General features: G+C 52.4%; 18 protein-coding genes. All 18 read right to left on the bottom strand.

Going from position 1 to position 15,410, the window contains the following annotated elements; translation table 11 throughout:
* The 18 genes from ACMYR3_RS06210 to ACMYR3_RS06125 all read right to left on the bottom strand — a co-directional run bounded on the left by ACMYR3_RS06210 (nt 1) and on the right by ACMYR3_RS06125 (nt 15,309).
* Nucleotides 1-1,260, bottom strand: coding sequence for a DNA circularization protein (locus ACMYR3_RS06210; RefSeq protein ID WP_424195546.1), 1,260 nt, complete (start codon nt 1,258-1,260; stop codon nt 1-3).
* Nucleotides 1,260-2,897, bottom strand: a complete 1,638-nt coding sequence (locus ACMYR3_RS06205) for a hypothetical protein (protein WP_424195544.1) — start codon at nt 2,895-2,897, stop codon at nt 1,260-1,262. Before ACMYR3_RS06205 ends, ACMYR3_RS06210 begins: the two co-directional genes overlap by 1 nt.
* A gap of 145 nt (nt 2,898-3,042) precedes the next feature.
* The gene (locus tag ACMYR3_RS06200; protein ID WP_424195542.1) at nt 3,043-3,348 is read right to left on the bottom strand and encodes a phage tail assembly protein; all 306 of its coding nucleotides are present in this window, start codon (nt 3,346-3,348) and stop codon (nt 3,043-3,045) included.
* A complete protein-coding gene (locus ACMYR3_RS06195) occupies nt 3,345-3,704 on the bottom strand; it encodes a phage tail tube protein (RefSeq protein ID WP_424195541.1) in 360 nt (119 codons plus the stop codon). Before ACMYR3_RS06195 ends, ACMYR3_RS06200 begins: the two co-directional genes overlap by 4 nt.
* Nucleotides 3,705-3,739: 35 nt before the next feature.
* Nucleotides 3,740-5,236, bottom strand: a complete 1,497-nt coding sequence (locus tag ACMYR3_RS06190) for a phage tail sheath subtilisin-like domain-containing protein (protein ID WP_424195539.1) — start codon at nt 5,234-5,236, stop codon at nt 3,740-3,742.
* Nucleotides 5,236-5,442, bottom strand: coding sequence for a DUF2635 domain-containing protein (locus tag ACMYR3_RS06185; protein WP_424195537.1), 207 nt, complete (start codon nt 5,440-5,442; stop codon nt 5,236-5,238). Before ACMYR3_RS06185 ends, ACMYR3_RS06190 begins: the two co-directional genes overlap by 1 nt.
* Nucleotides 5,443-5,454: 12 nt before the next feature.
* Entirely contained in the window at nt 5,455-6,045 is a 591-nt protein-coding gene (locus tag ACMYR3_RS06180) for a phage tail terminator protein (protein WP_424195535.1), read from the bottom strand.
* Between the two features lies 1 nt (nt 6,046).
* On the bottom strand, nt 6,047-6,493 hold the full coding sequence (locus ACMYR3_RS06175; RefSeq protein WP_424195533.1) for a hypothetical protein: 447 nt from the start codon (nt 6,491-6,493) through the stop codon (nt 6,047-6,049).
* Nucleotides 6,490-6,849 carry a head-tail adaptor protein gene (locus ACMYR3_RS06170; protein ID WP_424195531.1) on the bottom strand — a complete coding sequence of 120 codons (360 nt, stop codon included), beginning with the start codon at nt 6,847-6,849 and terminating at the stop codon, nt 6,490-6,492. Before ACMYR3_RS06170 ends, ACMYR3_RS06175 begins: the two co-directional genes overlap by 4 nt.
* Nucleotides 6,846-7,700: a hypothetical protein gene (locus tag ACMYR3_RS06165; RefSeq protein ID WP_424195529.1), complete on the bottom strand. Its 855-nt coding sequence runs from the start codon at nt 7,698-7,700 to the stop codon at nt 6,846-6,848. The genes ACMYR3_RS06170 and ACMYR3_RS06165 overlap by 4 nt, the downstream gene beginning before the upstream one ends.
* Before the next feature lie 2 nt (nt 7,701-7,702).
* Entirely contained in the window at nt 7,703-8,023 is a 321-nt protein-coding gene (locus ACMYR3_RS06160) for a hypothetical protein (RefSeq protein WP_424195527.1), read from the bottom strand.
* Between the two features lie 85 nt (nt 8,024-8,108).
* Complete coding sequence (locus ACMYR3_RS06155; protein WP_424195526.1) at nt 8,109-8,582, bottom strand: hypothetical protein; 474 nt, start codon at nt 8,580-8,582, stop codon at nt 8,109-8,111.
* 39 nt (nt 8,583-8,621) lie between these two features.
* Nucleotides 8,622-9,920, bottom strand: a complete 1,299-nt coding sequence (locus ACMYR3_RS06150; protein ID WP_424195524.1) for a phage major capsid protein — start codon at nt 9,918-9,920, stop codon at nt 8,622-8,624.
* A gap of 256 nt (nt 9,921-10,176) precedes the next feature.
* Entirely contained in the window at nt 10,177-10,611 is a 435-nt protein-coding gene (locus tag ACMYR3_RS06145; protein ID WP_424195522.1) for a hypothetical protein, read from the bottom strand.
* 7 nt (nt 10,612-10,618) lie between these two features.
* Nucleotides 10,619-11,557 (bottom strand): S49 family peptidase, encoded by a 939-nt coding sequence (locus tag ACMYR3_RS06140; RefSeq protein ID WP_424195520.1) that lies wholly within the window; start codon nt 11,555-11,557, stop codon nt 10,619-10,621.
* Nucleotides 11,554-13,086 (bottom strand): phage portal protein, encoded by a 1,533-nt coding sequence (locus ACMYR3_RS06135; protein WP_424195518.1) that lies wholly within the window; start codon nt 13,084-13,086, stop codon nt 11,554-11,556. The genes ACMYR3_RS06140 and ACMYR3_RS06135 overlap by 4 nt, the downstream gene beginning before the upstream one ends.
* A gap of 1 nt (nt 13,087) precedes the next feature.
* A complete protein-coding gene (locus ACMYR3_RS06130; protein ID WP_424195516.1) occupies nt 13,088-14,776 on the bottom strand; it encodes a terminase large subunit in 1,689 nt (562 codons plus the stop codon).
* Nucleotides 14,773-15,309 (bottom strand): P27 family phage terminase small subunit, encoded by a 537-nt coding sequence (locus ACMYR3_RS06125; RefSeq protein WP_424195514.1) that lies wholly within the window; start codon nt 15,307-15,309, stop codon nt 14,773-14,775. Before ACMYR3_RS06125 ends, ACMYR3_RS06130 begins: the two co-directional genes overlap by 4 nt.
* Nucleotides 15,310-15,410 lie beyond the last annotated feature (101 nt).

The following is a 15,410-nucleotide window of genomic DNA, read 5'->3' as shown; positions in this document are numbered from 1 at the left end:
TCAGACACTCAATAAACGTAATGGCACAACCGGTATAAAATTGGGATCCCGCACATTGTTGCGAGTGACGATCTCGGCATCACGCAAAGCGTCCTCATAACGGTCATACGCCAGCACCAGGGCTGGCACTACCTGCTTGGGTGTGTAGACCATCAAGCGGGCCCCATCACGGGCGCGATCAGTGATGTCACGCCAAACTGCAATCCGCGCATCTTGCAAAGCCGTATAGGTGGCGTCATCAGCAACCTGATAGCTTTCAGTATCCAGGGATGCGGCCACCTCGTTGCGGACAGCCAGTGCTTCATCCTGCGTGACAACCACACTGGATCCGGTAGCACTGGTGGTATCACTCCGCCTGGCAATATCAATATACGACGTGGTGCCTACTGCCTGGGCAATCAATGTCTGACGAAACAGGCCTCGCAGCGCATTGGTGTTGTCCACCCGCTGCTGACGGTTAGGTGTAATGACCGGCTGGGCAGCCACCGTGCTGGCCGTGACCGGCTGCATGCTGCTGCTGGATGTGAGGCGGCTCAACGAGCGGGAGATACCCGCCCAGTTAAGCGCGGTACCAACAGCATCCGCCACCCCCAACCAGCCAACCAGCTTTTGCGCCATGGCATGTGGATCGGACAACAAGCTGATGGCGGTGTTTAGGACCGTGCCCGACTCAGCCGCATAACGCAGGGCATCCAGCCCCGATCCGGTACCAGTGACAGCACCCATCAGTGATTGCAATTCGGCCTTGGCCGAGCTGGTCACAAAATCGGCATAGCCGGTGACGCTGAATTTTTTGGCAAAGCTGCTAACGGCGCTGTCTTCCAGCTTGCCCGCTGCCAAGCGGGACTTGGACTGCGTGGCGTCACTGGCTGCTGGATAGGCCAGTTCGCCCGCCTCGACAAATGACAAGCTGAAACGCGCAACACCGAGCTCGCTGTTGTAGCTGACCTGCGCGGGCTCGCGTACCGAGACAGTGAGGGTTCCCTTCCACGGATGGACCAGTTGGCCAGGACCGGCTTCTTCCAGCGCGGCCAGTAATTTATCAGCCTGATTGACATAGTCGGGCCCCACAACAAAAGCGGTTAATCGAAATTCGCGCGTGGCACGGCCCAGATCTTCGACGTAGGGCTTATCACGCTGCGGGTACTCATGCACCTGGTTACGCCGGCCAGCGGACAGATCGGATGCCTCCACCTTAAACGGCACACCCCGAAAACTCGCAGCGCGTAACGACGCGCTCAGCAATGGTGCGGTGGCCATCAGAAGCCCAGCCCGGTGGCGTAACCACGATAACCAACATCAGTGCGCATAGGCACTGCACTGCCTTTGCTGTCTGACTCAACCCGCATGCCTTGTGGTGCGTTGTCAAACTTGACATTGATACTGCCCTGCATCTTGTTTTGCTGAGTCATAAAGAGCGGCTTGGGCTGGGCATTGAGACTTGGGTTAAGGCCGGCCACCACATCGCCACCCTGTGCCGAAAATGGCACACCACCTGGCTGAGCAACACCCGGCAACTTAATGCCGCCCTCACCACCAAAACCAAAGAACTGTTTAACGATGCCAGCAAACTGGCTGACGGAATCCAGCAGGCCGCGCCACTTGTCGCCGATCCAGTTGAAAAAATCAGAAAACCAGATCTTTAACTTGTCCCAATTTTCGTAAATCAGGAAAGCACCAAGCGCAATGCCGGTGATGGCGAGACCAATCGGAGTGGTAAGAAACAAACGTCCCAGCGTGAGAATAGCGCCACGCAAAAAGCCCAGCGCACCACTGGCCAGCCCCAGCAGCGTGGTACCCAAACCACTAAATGCCGCCGCCACCAATGGAATTTTAAATATCAACCCACCCAGCCACATTGATAAACGACCCACCGAGCCAATGACACCAAAAAACGAACTGATGAGTGGCAGGTTCATAAAGACTGCTAGGCCGATCAACGCGTTTTTGGTGCCACCCACTTTATCGACCAGGATCCCTGTGGTGTTGGCCAAGTCTTTGGTGCCATTGATGATGCCAGTCCAGTCGATCGATTTAATGAACACAGCAAAATCATGCACATACTCTTTGACTTTACTGGCCACCAATTTACGATTGGCAGCGCCCCACTGAATGACCTCCTCAATCAATGGCCTGAGCTCGGGCACCAACTCTTTGGCAATCGTCATCTGAAAGCCTTTGGTCAGAAATTCCAGATCTTTAAGCTGATCACCCAACTCCTTGCCGGCACGCAGATCGGACTCGGACATCACGCTCTTGAGCCGCTTAAACCGATCCAGCGACGAATCAATCCCCGCCGAGCCTTCCATGAGCAGCGGAATCATCTCCTGCCATTGACGACCAAACAAAGCGGTCCCCATGGTGGCCTGCACGACCGGGTTTTTGTTGCGGATAAACGCGTCGGAAATTTCAGGGAGCAGATCTGCAGCCCCTTTTAACTGACCATTACTATCACGCAGGTTGACGTGCAACTTTTTAAAAAGTGCTGCCAGGTCTTTATTTTTTCCACCGGCTGCCTCACCAATGTTTTTATTGAGTTTGCCAACACCATGCTGCAATGACTCGATTTCAACGCCAGACTGCTCACCAACATATTTCAGTTTTTGCAGCTGCTCGACCTGGATACCGGAAGCGAACGAGCTTTTCATCAGGGATTCGCTCAGATCAGTAAACTGGACGATGGCGTTTTTAATGGCCACCCCAGAAAAACCAGCGGTCAGGGTAGACAGGCCTGCCAGTGGCAGACCCACCTTACCACTCAAACCATTGAGCGCACCGCCCACATCACCAATGTATTTGCGGGCCTGTTTCAGCTGAGGCTGCATTACCTTGAGGGTGCGCAACAACGGCTCGGCACTGGCCGAAATAATAGCCTTTAGCTCGAATTTATCTGCCACGATTAGCTTTCCTGGTTAGCCTGGTTGACCTGATCGGCAATCCGCTCGGCCTGACTTTCGTAAAGATCGAACTCTGCGAGGGTCAGCGCCATGATTTGCTCGGGACTCGTTTTAAAAAAATAGGCGAGATCAAAAATTCGATCTGTTAACTGCTCGACGCTTCGTCGTCGCCCATCTTGAAAAAACCCTGTACCACCCCTTGCGCCCGAGTGAAATCAGCGAGGGTGAGCTGATCGACCGAGCTCATCGGGATCTTGCCGAGCAACACAATGTAGTTGGCAACCACATTGGCCAAAAACTCGATACCACCCGAACCACTGGCCGTGTTAACCAGCACATACGGATAACCGAGCGAGCGAACATCTTTGGTGGTTGGCTCACGCAATTCCAATAGATAAAGCTCATCACCGTGGGCCGTAATGGGCTGGGTGAGCGAAATTGTGACGCTCATTGCCATACCCCTTTTGATCCACCAAATTCGAGATCAACGGTGCCATCATCGGCCTTAACAGTGGTATCACCCTTGATGAAAGCGCCAGAAAGTGTGTAAACCTTGCCGTTGGGCATCTCAGCGGTCACAGTCATATCAATGCCACCCTGCAAAGTGGTCAGTGGAAAGTCTGACGTAAAAAGTGCGGACAGCTTGACGTAGGGCTCCATGGCTGTTTCCTTCAAGCCAGCCGGACCATCAACCGCCATCACATTTTCACGTTTGACCGTAGCGGCTGGGCATTCCAGCCCACCGCTGATAGACAACTGCTGGCCGTCAACTTTGACGTAGCAGATGCCTGCAATTCTTTTTGCCATGATAGCTCCTTGTTTAAATTTTAAATATCAACCAATCAGGCGTTGGCAGCGTACTGATTACGGAACTGATTGAGCACTGCAAAAACGCGCAGGCCGTTGACCAGATCTGGTGGCAAGAGAACGTCGCAGCGGCTTGGGTTGGTGGCATTACGCTCGACGATCAGGTATTTGGCGAACAGCGCACTGTTTTCTACCAGGCCTTCCAGCTCCATTTTTCCGTATTCCGAAATCAACTCACCACGAATCACGCTGGGCGTAACGATGGCTTGACCAGCACCAAAGCGGGTACCATCATCGGCTAGCTTATGGCGTGGGTATTTGGTGGTGACAATGCTACGAAAACGGCGAAGGACGGTGGTGTTGAGGTGCATCGTCTCACTATCCAGATACGATGGATCAGCCTGGCCGAAGGCGTTTTTCTGGTAAGTAGTAATGGCCCGCTCAACTTTGAGTGTGCCACCCGAAAAGAAACTGGTAGCCAGGCCATTGTTAAGCAGTGTTTGTCGTTCGGTAAAAATGAAGCGCTTGCCGGCACGGGGTGGCAGGATGCCCGTCAGTTCACCCGATTGGGTTGGGCGAGCTGAATCGGCATTGAGAAAAACCGCGTTGCGACCACCGTAGACAGCAGCGTACTCCCACATTGGATTAGGCGTATCAACATCGATGGCGGCACAGGTGTTATGCTGATCGTTCAGGCCGGAGCCAAAGGTTTGCAGGGTAGCCAGCGAGCCACGGATGGCGGTATAGGCGTGACCATAAATTTGCCGAGCATACGACCAGCGGCCTGCTGTGTCATTGAGTTCTGTGGCCAGCAGGGCCATGTTAGCGGTATCACTGTAAGGATGGATGATGTAATCGTACTCATCATCACCCATGGCGGTGATTCCCGCGCTAATGACCGGGTTGTTGGTGCCACTAGCCATTGCCACATAGGCCAAGGCCACACCAGCTGGCAAGGCCTCGCTACCGGATGCACCACGATAACTATCGAGCACGGTGATGTCGTTGCCAGTAACACCCTTCCAGCGACAGGTGAGTGTGACCACATTGGTGGCCACAGTCGATGTGACTGGTAGATCGGTGGCCGCATTGATGGCAGCATTGATGGCAGTAGCAATGGTGCTGGCAGCGTCACCATTGGCCACTGCCACAGATACCAACTGACCGGCAATGTAAAGGCTGATGCCACCGGCTGCACTGGCTGGACCGGTCACGGTGATGGTACCCGTGGCAGCAACACCGGCGCCGTTATCTGCCAAGGCGATACACCAGACCTCACCGAACGGGTCAACCTGACGATACATGGCGTGCATGCGGGCCAGCATGGAGCCTTTACCAAACAGTGTGATGGCATTGTCAGAGCGAGAGACGAGCAACGGTGTGCCTGTGGCGGCAGAACCTGCTGCCAGCTTTTGCCCGATCAGCAGGGTACGTTTAGCCTGGCTGAAATAGCCCGCCTGGCTGGCGTCCATTTCGGCATAGAACAATGGGACGCGCAGGTTTTGTGGGATGGTTTGGAATGCAATAGCCATTATTCAGCCTCCCCGGTGTGGACTGCCTGGGTTGCAATTGGCTCGGCCGCTGGTGATTCAACCGGTGCCTCACCTTCAGTGACATCACCATCGTTGATACGACGGAACCAATACTGATTGGCTTCGACTTGACGACCTTGAGCTGGCAGGACATCACCGACAAACGGGTCCGACACGGCAAGGCCAGGTTTGGGAACAACGTACATATAACCTCCTGGTTAGGTGGGCAAGGTGCCCGTTTGTGGAACAGAAAACTGCGTTTCAATCCGGCCATCGGGGCCGGGGTAATGCAGGTTGGGATCAGCAGCAGGATCAATTTCATCCACCTTGATGGTGGCACCTTCAAACGCCGCCAACCCTGCCAGTTCGGTGGCCTGGTAGCCATCTTCTGGGCCGATTTCCATGTCGGCACCAAATTCAAACTGGTACCAAAGGCGAGCACGATCGACCTGCAAGAGCGTGCCGCCTTCATACGTGATGCCGTTGTAATCAAGCGATGGCCGCCAGCCGAGCAAGGCATGCCACAACTCGGCACGCAGGTTGTGCACGTCATTGCTGGCAGATTGGCCACGCTCATCAGGTTTGTTATTGACCGCGATAACAACAGCAAAGCTGTCTGTCAGCGCCTGGCGAACATCGTTTTGTGACATGGCGTCGCCGGGGTTGTCATCGATGGGAATGACAAATGCGCACGGCACTGCCAGGCTGGCCGACTCGGGCAACATCTTGAATTCAGCAGCACCGGCAATCCGCTGAAAAAAAGAAGGGCAGCGAGTCCGCAGAGCCGCGATGATGGTTTCGAGTTGCATGTTAGTAACGAGGAACTAAATTATTTTTTAAAGATTCGCGCATCCGACTTCGGATAGCATCTCGTTCTACATCCAGCGCCTGAACCATGTAATTGGCGCGCTTTTTAATATTTTGTTTTCGTGATCCGTAATACAAAACAGCCGGATAAAAAATATGATCATCCTTAAAGGTTCTTGGACCAATCTTGATGTAACCACCTTTGTTACCACGTACCTTTATTTCACCAATCGACTTCATTAGCCGACCAGTAACCCTCCCTGGCACTTGACCACCCGAAGAGATAGCCCTTCTTGAGACAAGGCGACGGGCAGTTTTTGTAACCAACTTACCACTGGAAACCATCGCATCGCGCAACGGCTTACGGTCATAATCAATTTTTTTATGACCAGTCAATCCAACGCGCAATTCAATACCGCCACCACTGCTACTGGTTGTTTCGGTGCTCATGCGATGCTCCCAAGGTCTTTCGCTTCGATCATGGTAAAGCGCTGCGCGTCTTCAATATTGGTGGCACGCAAAACACGATAACGACGACCACCATGCTCAATGACATGTTGACCCGTAATGTCATCAGGTTTAGTGCCAGTGCCATAACGCACCCAGATACGATGGGTGGGTGATTCGGCAATCTGCTGAGTGCCCCAGTATTGCAGACCGCTGACGGGTTCCAATTTAGCCCAGCGCTGAATGCCGGCATCATAAATATGATCAAGCCCAAAAGCCGCGTTGGGCACATCTGACCACACACGAATGGTGATGCGACGCTGCAGCTCACCACTGTCCGGCCAGCTAACGGTACTCATGCCCGCACCACACGATAGGCATCGAGCAGACGCTCGATATGGCCCAGATTATTGAGGTTGCCCTTGGTTATCGCGACCACACCGCGATGGCTAAAATGGCTTTCCAAGTGGCAGAGCAGCCACAGCTTCATACCGACAGGCACAACTCCTAGAAAGTGCTGACCGGTTCCGGCATCGGTTATATCCACGACCGCACCACCCTGGCTGGCCGACAGTTTGTAGACACCACTACTGACCACAGCCTGCACGTAATAATCAGTCTGATCTGTCAGGCCAGTGGGCAAGACGCCACCACTGTTGCTAAGGCGTACCACGTCATTGACTACTAGTGGTTTCCATCCAGACACGGTGATCGTGTCCGCAGCCGTATTAGCCGTGATGGCAGCAGCATGTCCGGCATCAAACAGGATCTGCACTGCACCGACCTGTGGCTGGGTGACTGGCCAGATCTTGCCGAATACCGGCGTGATGCGGGCGGGCTCGCACACCATGTCCACGGTGTAGTCAGCGGGCGGCATGGTCTGCCAGGCACCCGATGTGTCCAGATAACGGATGCTGACTACCTGCACACAGGGCGAGATGATGAGCAGCACCGCGTTGTCAACGAGCGAAAACTCCTCATCACACCCGGTCATGCCGGACAGGCCAGCACCAGGAAAACTGTCCTGCACCTGCAGATAACGAGCTACCACCATCTGGCGCTGGCAGGCGGTTTGGGCTTCTTGAGTCAGCCCGTCGACCAGCATCTTGATGACGTTGTCCTCATCGGTGATGTCCTGCTTGACATACGGACGTGCCTCACCAATATGGATGGGCGCACAAACCGGTGCCGTGACCTGTTGCAGTGGCATGCTTAATTGGCCTTGTTGTCGGCAGCGGCGTTGTCGATCAGCGCCTCGGTTTCGGCGGTTGATTCAAGCACCAGCTCAACAGCTGGCTCGACAACAGCTTCGAGCAGGGGCAGCTCGGGCCGGGCTGGATCGACAGGATCTGCAATGGGGTCGTCAACGAGTTTGTCATCCACCACTTTGCCGCCCTTGATGTTGACAATGGCAGCATAGCCAGCAGCAACATGACTCTTTGTTTCGTCGGTCACGTCGTAGTCTTTGCCAGACTCATATTTGGGCACACCACCCGCATAAAACGTGTCTTTGTAACGCACCATTTTTGGCATGATATTTCCTTAAAAAAATGGACTGCAGGCAATGACCGCAGTCCATGAACTGATTGCTGACTGACCAGCAAACAGGGAGACACGTTTAAACGATTTGCACGACCGATGCAGCACCCAAGTTGATAACCGGGTTGGCCGAAGTATCACGTGGCGGTGCAAATTCTGGCGTACCACCCAACAGGTAAGCCACTGCCTGGCTGGCAGCGACACCAACTGTCATGGATAGGCGTACCCAGCCAAAGCCGTTGTTGGTATCAACATCCGAACTGTTCAGGTCAATCATGGCCTGCTTGTTGCTGGCGCCACCAGCCTGGGTAAGCTGGGTCAACGCTTTGCCTGTAACATCTTTGGCACCGGTACCAGCCGCGTCCTGGGCCTGTTGAAATTTCACATCCACCGTCGCAGAGGCACCGAGTGCGCCGGTGCCAATGAGTGCCAAAAAGCGATGGAAGTTGAGCACTGGAAACCAGGCTGTGGTGACAGTGCCCGCAGCCACCGACTGTGGATCCACTGCCGCCAGCACCGCCAGGCCTTCCGATAATTTCATGTTGGTAAACATGTTGTTTTCCTTTCAAAAAAAGACAGTCAATGAACCGAATTAACGGGCACCCAGTTGAATGAACGGGCTGAGCGTGCTGGCACCGTTGGCAGGCGCAATCGGGTTGACGATTTTTGGGCCACCATCAATACGGAACGTAGTACGGAAAGCGGTGGCATCAGCATCGAAATACAAATGAGCTGATGTATCGGTACGGAATCCTTCAGTCTTGGTGATGGTGCGGTAATACTTTGGATCAATCAGCATGATGTCACCCTGAGAGCTGAACGATTTGGCGTGCTGGCTGATTACGATTGGACGTCCCAGCAGGCTTCCGTATGGACTGTTTTGCAGACCACCATTGGCAGCGACAGGCAAGTAAATTGGATAGTTACCTAGCGTTAATGTAAAGAGTGCAGGCAGCACATCGTTATTGATCAACCAAATGGCACGACCAAACGATCCAGCAGGTAAGCGAGCAATCATTTTTGCGAGGTTGATCGCTTGCAGCGTTTGTGTAGCTTGACCACCCTCTTTAGCCACAGTCACAGCAGCATTACCCTGATAGGCACCAATCGGCGTGCCATTGCCTAAGCCAAACAGAATGGCCTCATTCAGTTTCCAACGAATGGAGTCTGCAACTTTGCTAGGCAGGTAACTAGTCAGTGCTGTCGTGTCATCAAGCAACTCATCTGTAACAGGAACAAGTGCCATCAACTTATATAAACGTAATGTGCTGGTGGATAGCTTAGGCTTGGTTTGATTACCCGCCAAAGCCTCCCCCTGCCAATAGGCACGGATGCCATCAGTACCCCATGGGGTTGTCTCATCTTTCGGGAACACCATTGAATTGCCACTGACCAATGTATTGTCTGTGAGTGGCACCAAAGAGTCTTCACCCAAGGCGTGAGTAAAAATATCAGTGCTGAAGGCTGCGGGTATGACAAAACCACCATCAGAGCCAGAACCCTCATTACCAAATGTTGTAGGGGCTGCAGCACCAATCAGTAAACGCTCATCCAGATTGCGGCCTTTAGTTAACTCAGCCGAACGAACGGATGCAGCAAACTCGCCGAAGTTTTTAAAGCCGCGTTTTGGATCATCCTCACGACGATCATGGGTGGTGATCTGCTGCACCACACCCACATTGGTACCGATTTGCGCTTCTTCAGCAATCAATGTGTTTTCACGATCAATGGCTGCATTAGTCGCCTCGATCTGGCTGGAAATGGCATTGAACTTGGCCACCTCATCATCAGTCAGATCACGCCCTTCAGCGTCGGCCTGGTTGGTCAATGCACGCGCAGATTTGACTTGATCCGCCTTGCGTGCCTGTAATTCACGTAATTTTTTGCTCATGGTTTCTCCAAAATAAAAAAGCCACCGATCAATACGACGGGTGGCGGATGCCTTGCATTCACGATCAACGGATCGGTACAACCGCAGCTCAACGGAGCCGCTTAATTCTTTTAGCCGGGAAGGACTTCTACTGTGTATGCAGACAATGTCAATGTGTCTGTCGCGACAGAGAGAAATCCACCAAGCTCCAACAATAAATCATTGCGAGTATCTAAATTAGATGTGGCGAGTCCTATTGTGGACACGTTGTACTGACTCACAACGTTAATTGGTGTTCCAATCTGGCTTTGCTCAGAATTTGCATTAAAAATATCAACAGCAACCCCGTAACTCGACCATGAAGACAGGCCAGCATTAAATACAGTCCCCCCCCCCCAAATTTAACGTTAGCAGTTTTAGTGTTGGCATTATTATTCGCCGCGTAAAACGCAAACACCCTCAACCGACCGTTTTTCCCCATCAAGCCGCCTGGCACTATGACAGCTGCCAATGTGTTTTGAGATGTGTTGCCAGTCAATAAAATTGGTACACCAGACTGCGCCAAAATAATTGGAGAATTAAATGGTGGATCAAAAATTGTCACCCAGCCTGCATTTTTCAAAAGTTGAGCGGTGATTGAGTCAACTTCTTGCCAGCCCTGTGGATATCGAACATTGCGAAACTGAAATGCATTAGGTGCAAAAACTCTCATGGCTACCTCAAACAATTAGATCAAGGTCACGCCGGGCAGCGGCGAGACGGGTGGTTTGTCGGGCGGCGGACTTGGCACTAGCCTTACCGGCCCGCTGCATTTTTTTAACAACTTCATCAAAACTGGCAATGCCATCGACCATGTTTTCTGCCAGCGCAGCATCGGCGCCAAGTACCCGCCCCTGCCCCATGCCATCACGCACTTGACTGATGGATACGCCGCGGCCTTTTGAAACACCCTGCGCAAAAGCTTTGTAATAATCCTCAACCCGACTTTGCATGAAGGTTTGCGCCTCTTCGCCCAGTGGCTGGTAAGGATTGCCCTCGACCTTGAATTTGCCGGCAGAGATAAGTGTTGTTTTGATGCCAGCCTCTTCCATATACGCCGAATAATCCTCATGGGCTTGCCAGACACCAATTGAACCCACCTCACCACCAGGTGTGACATAGAACTCAGCAGCAGAACAACCAATCCAGTAAGCCGCGCTCGCTGCCAGACTGTTGGAAACTGCCACAATATTTTTTTGACCACGGGCGGCATACAGCTCGGCACAAAGCTCACCGACACCATAAACGCTGCCACCAGGAGAATCGATATCGATAAGAATCTGGCTGATGGAATCGTCAGCCAGGGCATCACGCAGAGCAGCAGTAAATTGCTGGGTGCTTGTGCCACCACACCATTCAGTCATCATGCCGGCACGCTGGATGATGGTGCCGTAAAGTGGCAGCACGGCAATGGCACCACTGCCTACGCGTGATTGCGCCTCGGAGCGACGTGCATCAAAGCTGCTAATGGGTGGCTTGGCGAAGCCATCATCATCTTCCATTGAGCGCTTTTCACCGGCCTGCCAACGGGCAACGATGCCCGCATAAGCGGCAATGCGCTCTGGCTGGAGCGCCCAGGGTGTGGATAAAAATTCGGCAACAAGGTGCTGACCTTTCATGATGCTATCCCTAACTTGAGAAGGGTGGAAACGGTACGTTCAAAATCAAATGGCTCGCTAGTACAGGCAACAGCTCGCTGTTGACAGTAAAGTTCTGCTGACTCTCGGGTGATTGACAGGGAACCTGCAACATAGTCAACATGGCTGTCATAAAACTGCTGGATGGCAGTGGTTGAACCTAATCTGGCCAAGGTGCTTTGTTCTTTACGGGCAATACGTCCAGCAATACCGGTGGTTAAGGCCAATAACCTCGCATCAGGCACTGGCTCGGCATCATCCTGATTTTGCTGTGTGATTGACTTGCCTGATTGATTACTGATGGTGGCATTAGCATCTGATTCGGGCATCATGTTGAGTGGGCGCAAGGGCTCATCCAGGCCTGGCAGCGGCGGCAGATTTTCAGAGCGACGCGCTTCATTGCGAGTGAGCCAACCGTCAAGAATGCCATTGTGGTAATAACTGGCTCGACTGGCGGAGTCACCACGTAGCAAACGAGTGAAATCAAATTCAATGTCGATATTTTCATCGTCAAAAACCAGATCAAATTCGATGCTGGCCTCGATTCGTTCGCACCAGGGCAGCATGGTGTCGGTCCAAAACTCCAGGCTGACGTGCTCGATATTGTTGTTAGTGGCACGGTCAAGATCTTGCACCTTGTGCAGGGGCACACGGAACAGCCGACAGATTTCAGGAATTTGATATTTTCGGGTTTCGATAAACTGGGCGTCGGCATTATTGATTTCCAGTTCGTGATACTTCATACCCATATCCAGCACGGCAGCTTTGCCTTTGTTTTTTCCGCCCTGCAGTTTTTGCCAATTGTCGCGGAAAACCTTTTTAGCATCGACATCTTTGAACTGGCCAGGGAATTCGATCCAGCCACCAGGCCGCGCATCATTTTGGTAAAAACGGGAACCATAACTTTGTGCTGCCAGGCCGATGCCAATGTTTTCGCGTGCCACCTCAATGGGATTGAGGCCGACGATGCCATCGTCACTCAGACCACGGATATGCCAGATTTCGCCACGGGTAAAGGGCTTTTGACTACCGTCAGACTGGCTGACCAGGTAACGGTAGCTGCCATTGTTTAACAACTCAATACGGATGGCATCAGGATGGATGGGCATGAGGGCGGTGATCTGCCCGCGTGGATTGGCGATGATTTGCGCAAAGAAGTTGCCACGCAGCGCCAGATGCAGAAGGATCATTTCACGAAATTGAAATGATGTTTGGAAATCATTGGGCCGTTTAAACAACAGAACTAGCCAGTGATTAGGAGCTGGCTTGCGATTACCCTTGTCATCAATCTGATAGACGACGGTGGGCAGGATGGCGAATGATTCGGCCAGCACTTTGACACACGCATATACGGTGCTGAGCTGCAAAGCGGTTTGAGCATTGACACGAATACCGGAACCAGTCAGGCGGGCGATAGTATCGAACCAGAATGAGCCGAAGGGTGATCGATCCGACATGTCTGAGGCTTGACGTGAGCTGACCCAGTTTTTAAATTTGGTGAGAATACGCATGTCAGTCCAACACAATCATTTGGTAATCACTACCGATCTGGTAAGTCTCCTCACCACTGAGTGCGCGACCCATGGCAAGCAATAGCGCAACGACACCATCAATTTTTTGTTCTTCTTTTTCTTTAGTTGGGTGCTTTAGGCCGCTGAATTTGCTGGTGCGCATGACGACGTTACTGACCATCCATGTCATGAGTGGATTGCCATCGTGATGTAGTTCATGGGTGAGTACCAGGTTTTCGATTTCGATAATAGGCAGTGTGAAATGACTGGCGGTTTGGCTGATTTCAACCATTGGCAGGCCTTCACCCAGCAATTTGGTGGCGTTTTGACCCATGAATTTGGGGTCATAAGGGATTTCCTGCACGTCAAACTGTTTATGCAGGGCTCGCAGATCGTGAAATACAACGTCAAAATCGGTGGCATCACCCTCGGTAACGTTTAGATAACCATCCTTTTCCCACCCCCAGAAGTGCCGATTTTCGGGGGCATGAGCCTGTTTTTCGTTGTAATAGAACTTGAAGAAAGCAAAATATTGCCGACCACACTGGAAGACGATGGCTAAAGCGGCAACGTCACGCTTTTCTGCTAGGTCGATACCAATCCAGCATTTGTCATTGACAAAATCTTCAATTTTTAAATTTTGATTACCGCAACAGGTCCAATCAGTCGTGGTGATCCACGACTCACCAGCAGCCAGCCAAATGTTGAGACGTTTGGTTTTAAAATTTGGCTCTTCAGAGGTTTGCCGCTTGGCTTTTTCGCAAGCAGCCCTCAAACTATCTTCATACACACTGATACCGAGGTTTGGGTTGGCCTTTGCCCACTCGATGGGGTCGTCCCATTTGTTGATGTTGTCAACCGTATAGATGATGGCTAGAAACTCGTCATCTTCAAAGGTGCCATCGAGCACTTTTTCTGCATAGGTGTGCTGCTGATAACCAAGGCTGGCGAAGTCGAAACCAGCTGTGGTGATCTGCCAGATCATGGGCTGGCGCCGAGCGCCCAAACCCGACTTGATAACGTCGTAAATTTCGCGGGTATGATGGGCATGCACCTCATCAAGGATGGCGCCGTGAGGGTTCAGACCATCAAGACTTTTGCTTTCGCGCCCCAGCGGCACAAAAATATCAGCACGGCCAGGGGCTGGGTTGTAGAGTTTATCGAGTTTGATGGCGATATTTTGGCGCAACAAGGGTGAGACTTCGACCATACGGATGGCCTCGGAGTGCGTGATCTTGGCCTGATCCATTTTGGTGGCTGCGGTGTAGACCTCAGCACCACCCTCACCATCAAAATGAAAGAGATACAAACCGACGCCAGACAGGGTGGTGGACTTGCCGTTTTTGCGCGGAACTTCCATCCACACTTCGCGAAAACGTCGCGTACCGTTTTCGCGCATCCAGCCAAACGCCAGGGCGATCCAGAATTGCTGCCAAAGAGACAACTCAAATTGCTGGCCAGCCCACTCACCTTTTGAGTGACGGAAAAACAGGAAGGTTTCAAGGGCATGCTGGGCATGACCGTCACTAAACCATAGGCCACGCTCAGCACCCGTGGCGAGATCTCGATAATGGCGCTCAACGGCCTGGTGAGTTTTCTGGCAGACAGGTATCTCATTGGCCATGACAGCACGCCCATAGGCGTCCCAATCAAAGGATTGAACGGCTTTAATTGGCATGCGAGCGTTCACGACTGTTCACCTGCTGGCTTGACACTGCGCAGCGCCAGCGCAGCTTTGCGCTGTTGATGTTGTTTGACTGGATCATCAAACAAACTACCTTGCTCGGGCGCATCACGATCCTTCAGGATCGAATGGAAACTCACCACGGTCAGCGCAGCCTCGGGCAGCCAGCGCAGCAATTCTTTTTTGAGATTACCGGCGACGTAGTAGATCTGGTGAGGCTGCTGATAACCATTTGGCGTCGTGATGATGTAGGAGCCATTGTTTTTCTTCGTGAACCGATCCAGCTCATCCTTTGCATTGAGCCATTGCACATAGGTGCTGCAGATGATCGACAGCAAAAGTGCATCAGTACGATGCACCAGACCATAATCAAGCAATGCCTTGGTGATGACATCCCAGATTTTTTTCTCTTTGGATGACAGAGTATTGGGTGGCGCCGGAATCTCACTCGGCACGGCAGAATTTGCCGCAATACCACCAGGCGTGACTTGTCCCAAATCGCTTTCTTCAACCACTGAAAACGAATTGGACTGTGTCATTTAAACCCTCAAAAAAAACAAAAGGGGGAGATCAATTTGACCCCCCCCCTAACCTCAAAACTCATCTGCAAAAAACCTGACTTCGCGACGGGTCTGAAGGA

This window comes from Ampullimonas aquatilis, assembly GCF_049675895.1.
Lineage (GTDB): Bacteria > Pseudomonadota > Gammaproteobacteria > Burkholderiales > Burkholderiaceae_D > Ampullimonas > Ampullimonas aquatilis.
This window is presented reverse-complemented; position numbering and strand designations above follow the sequence as displayed.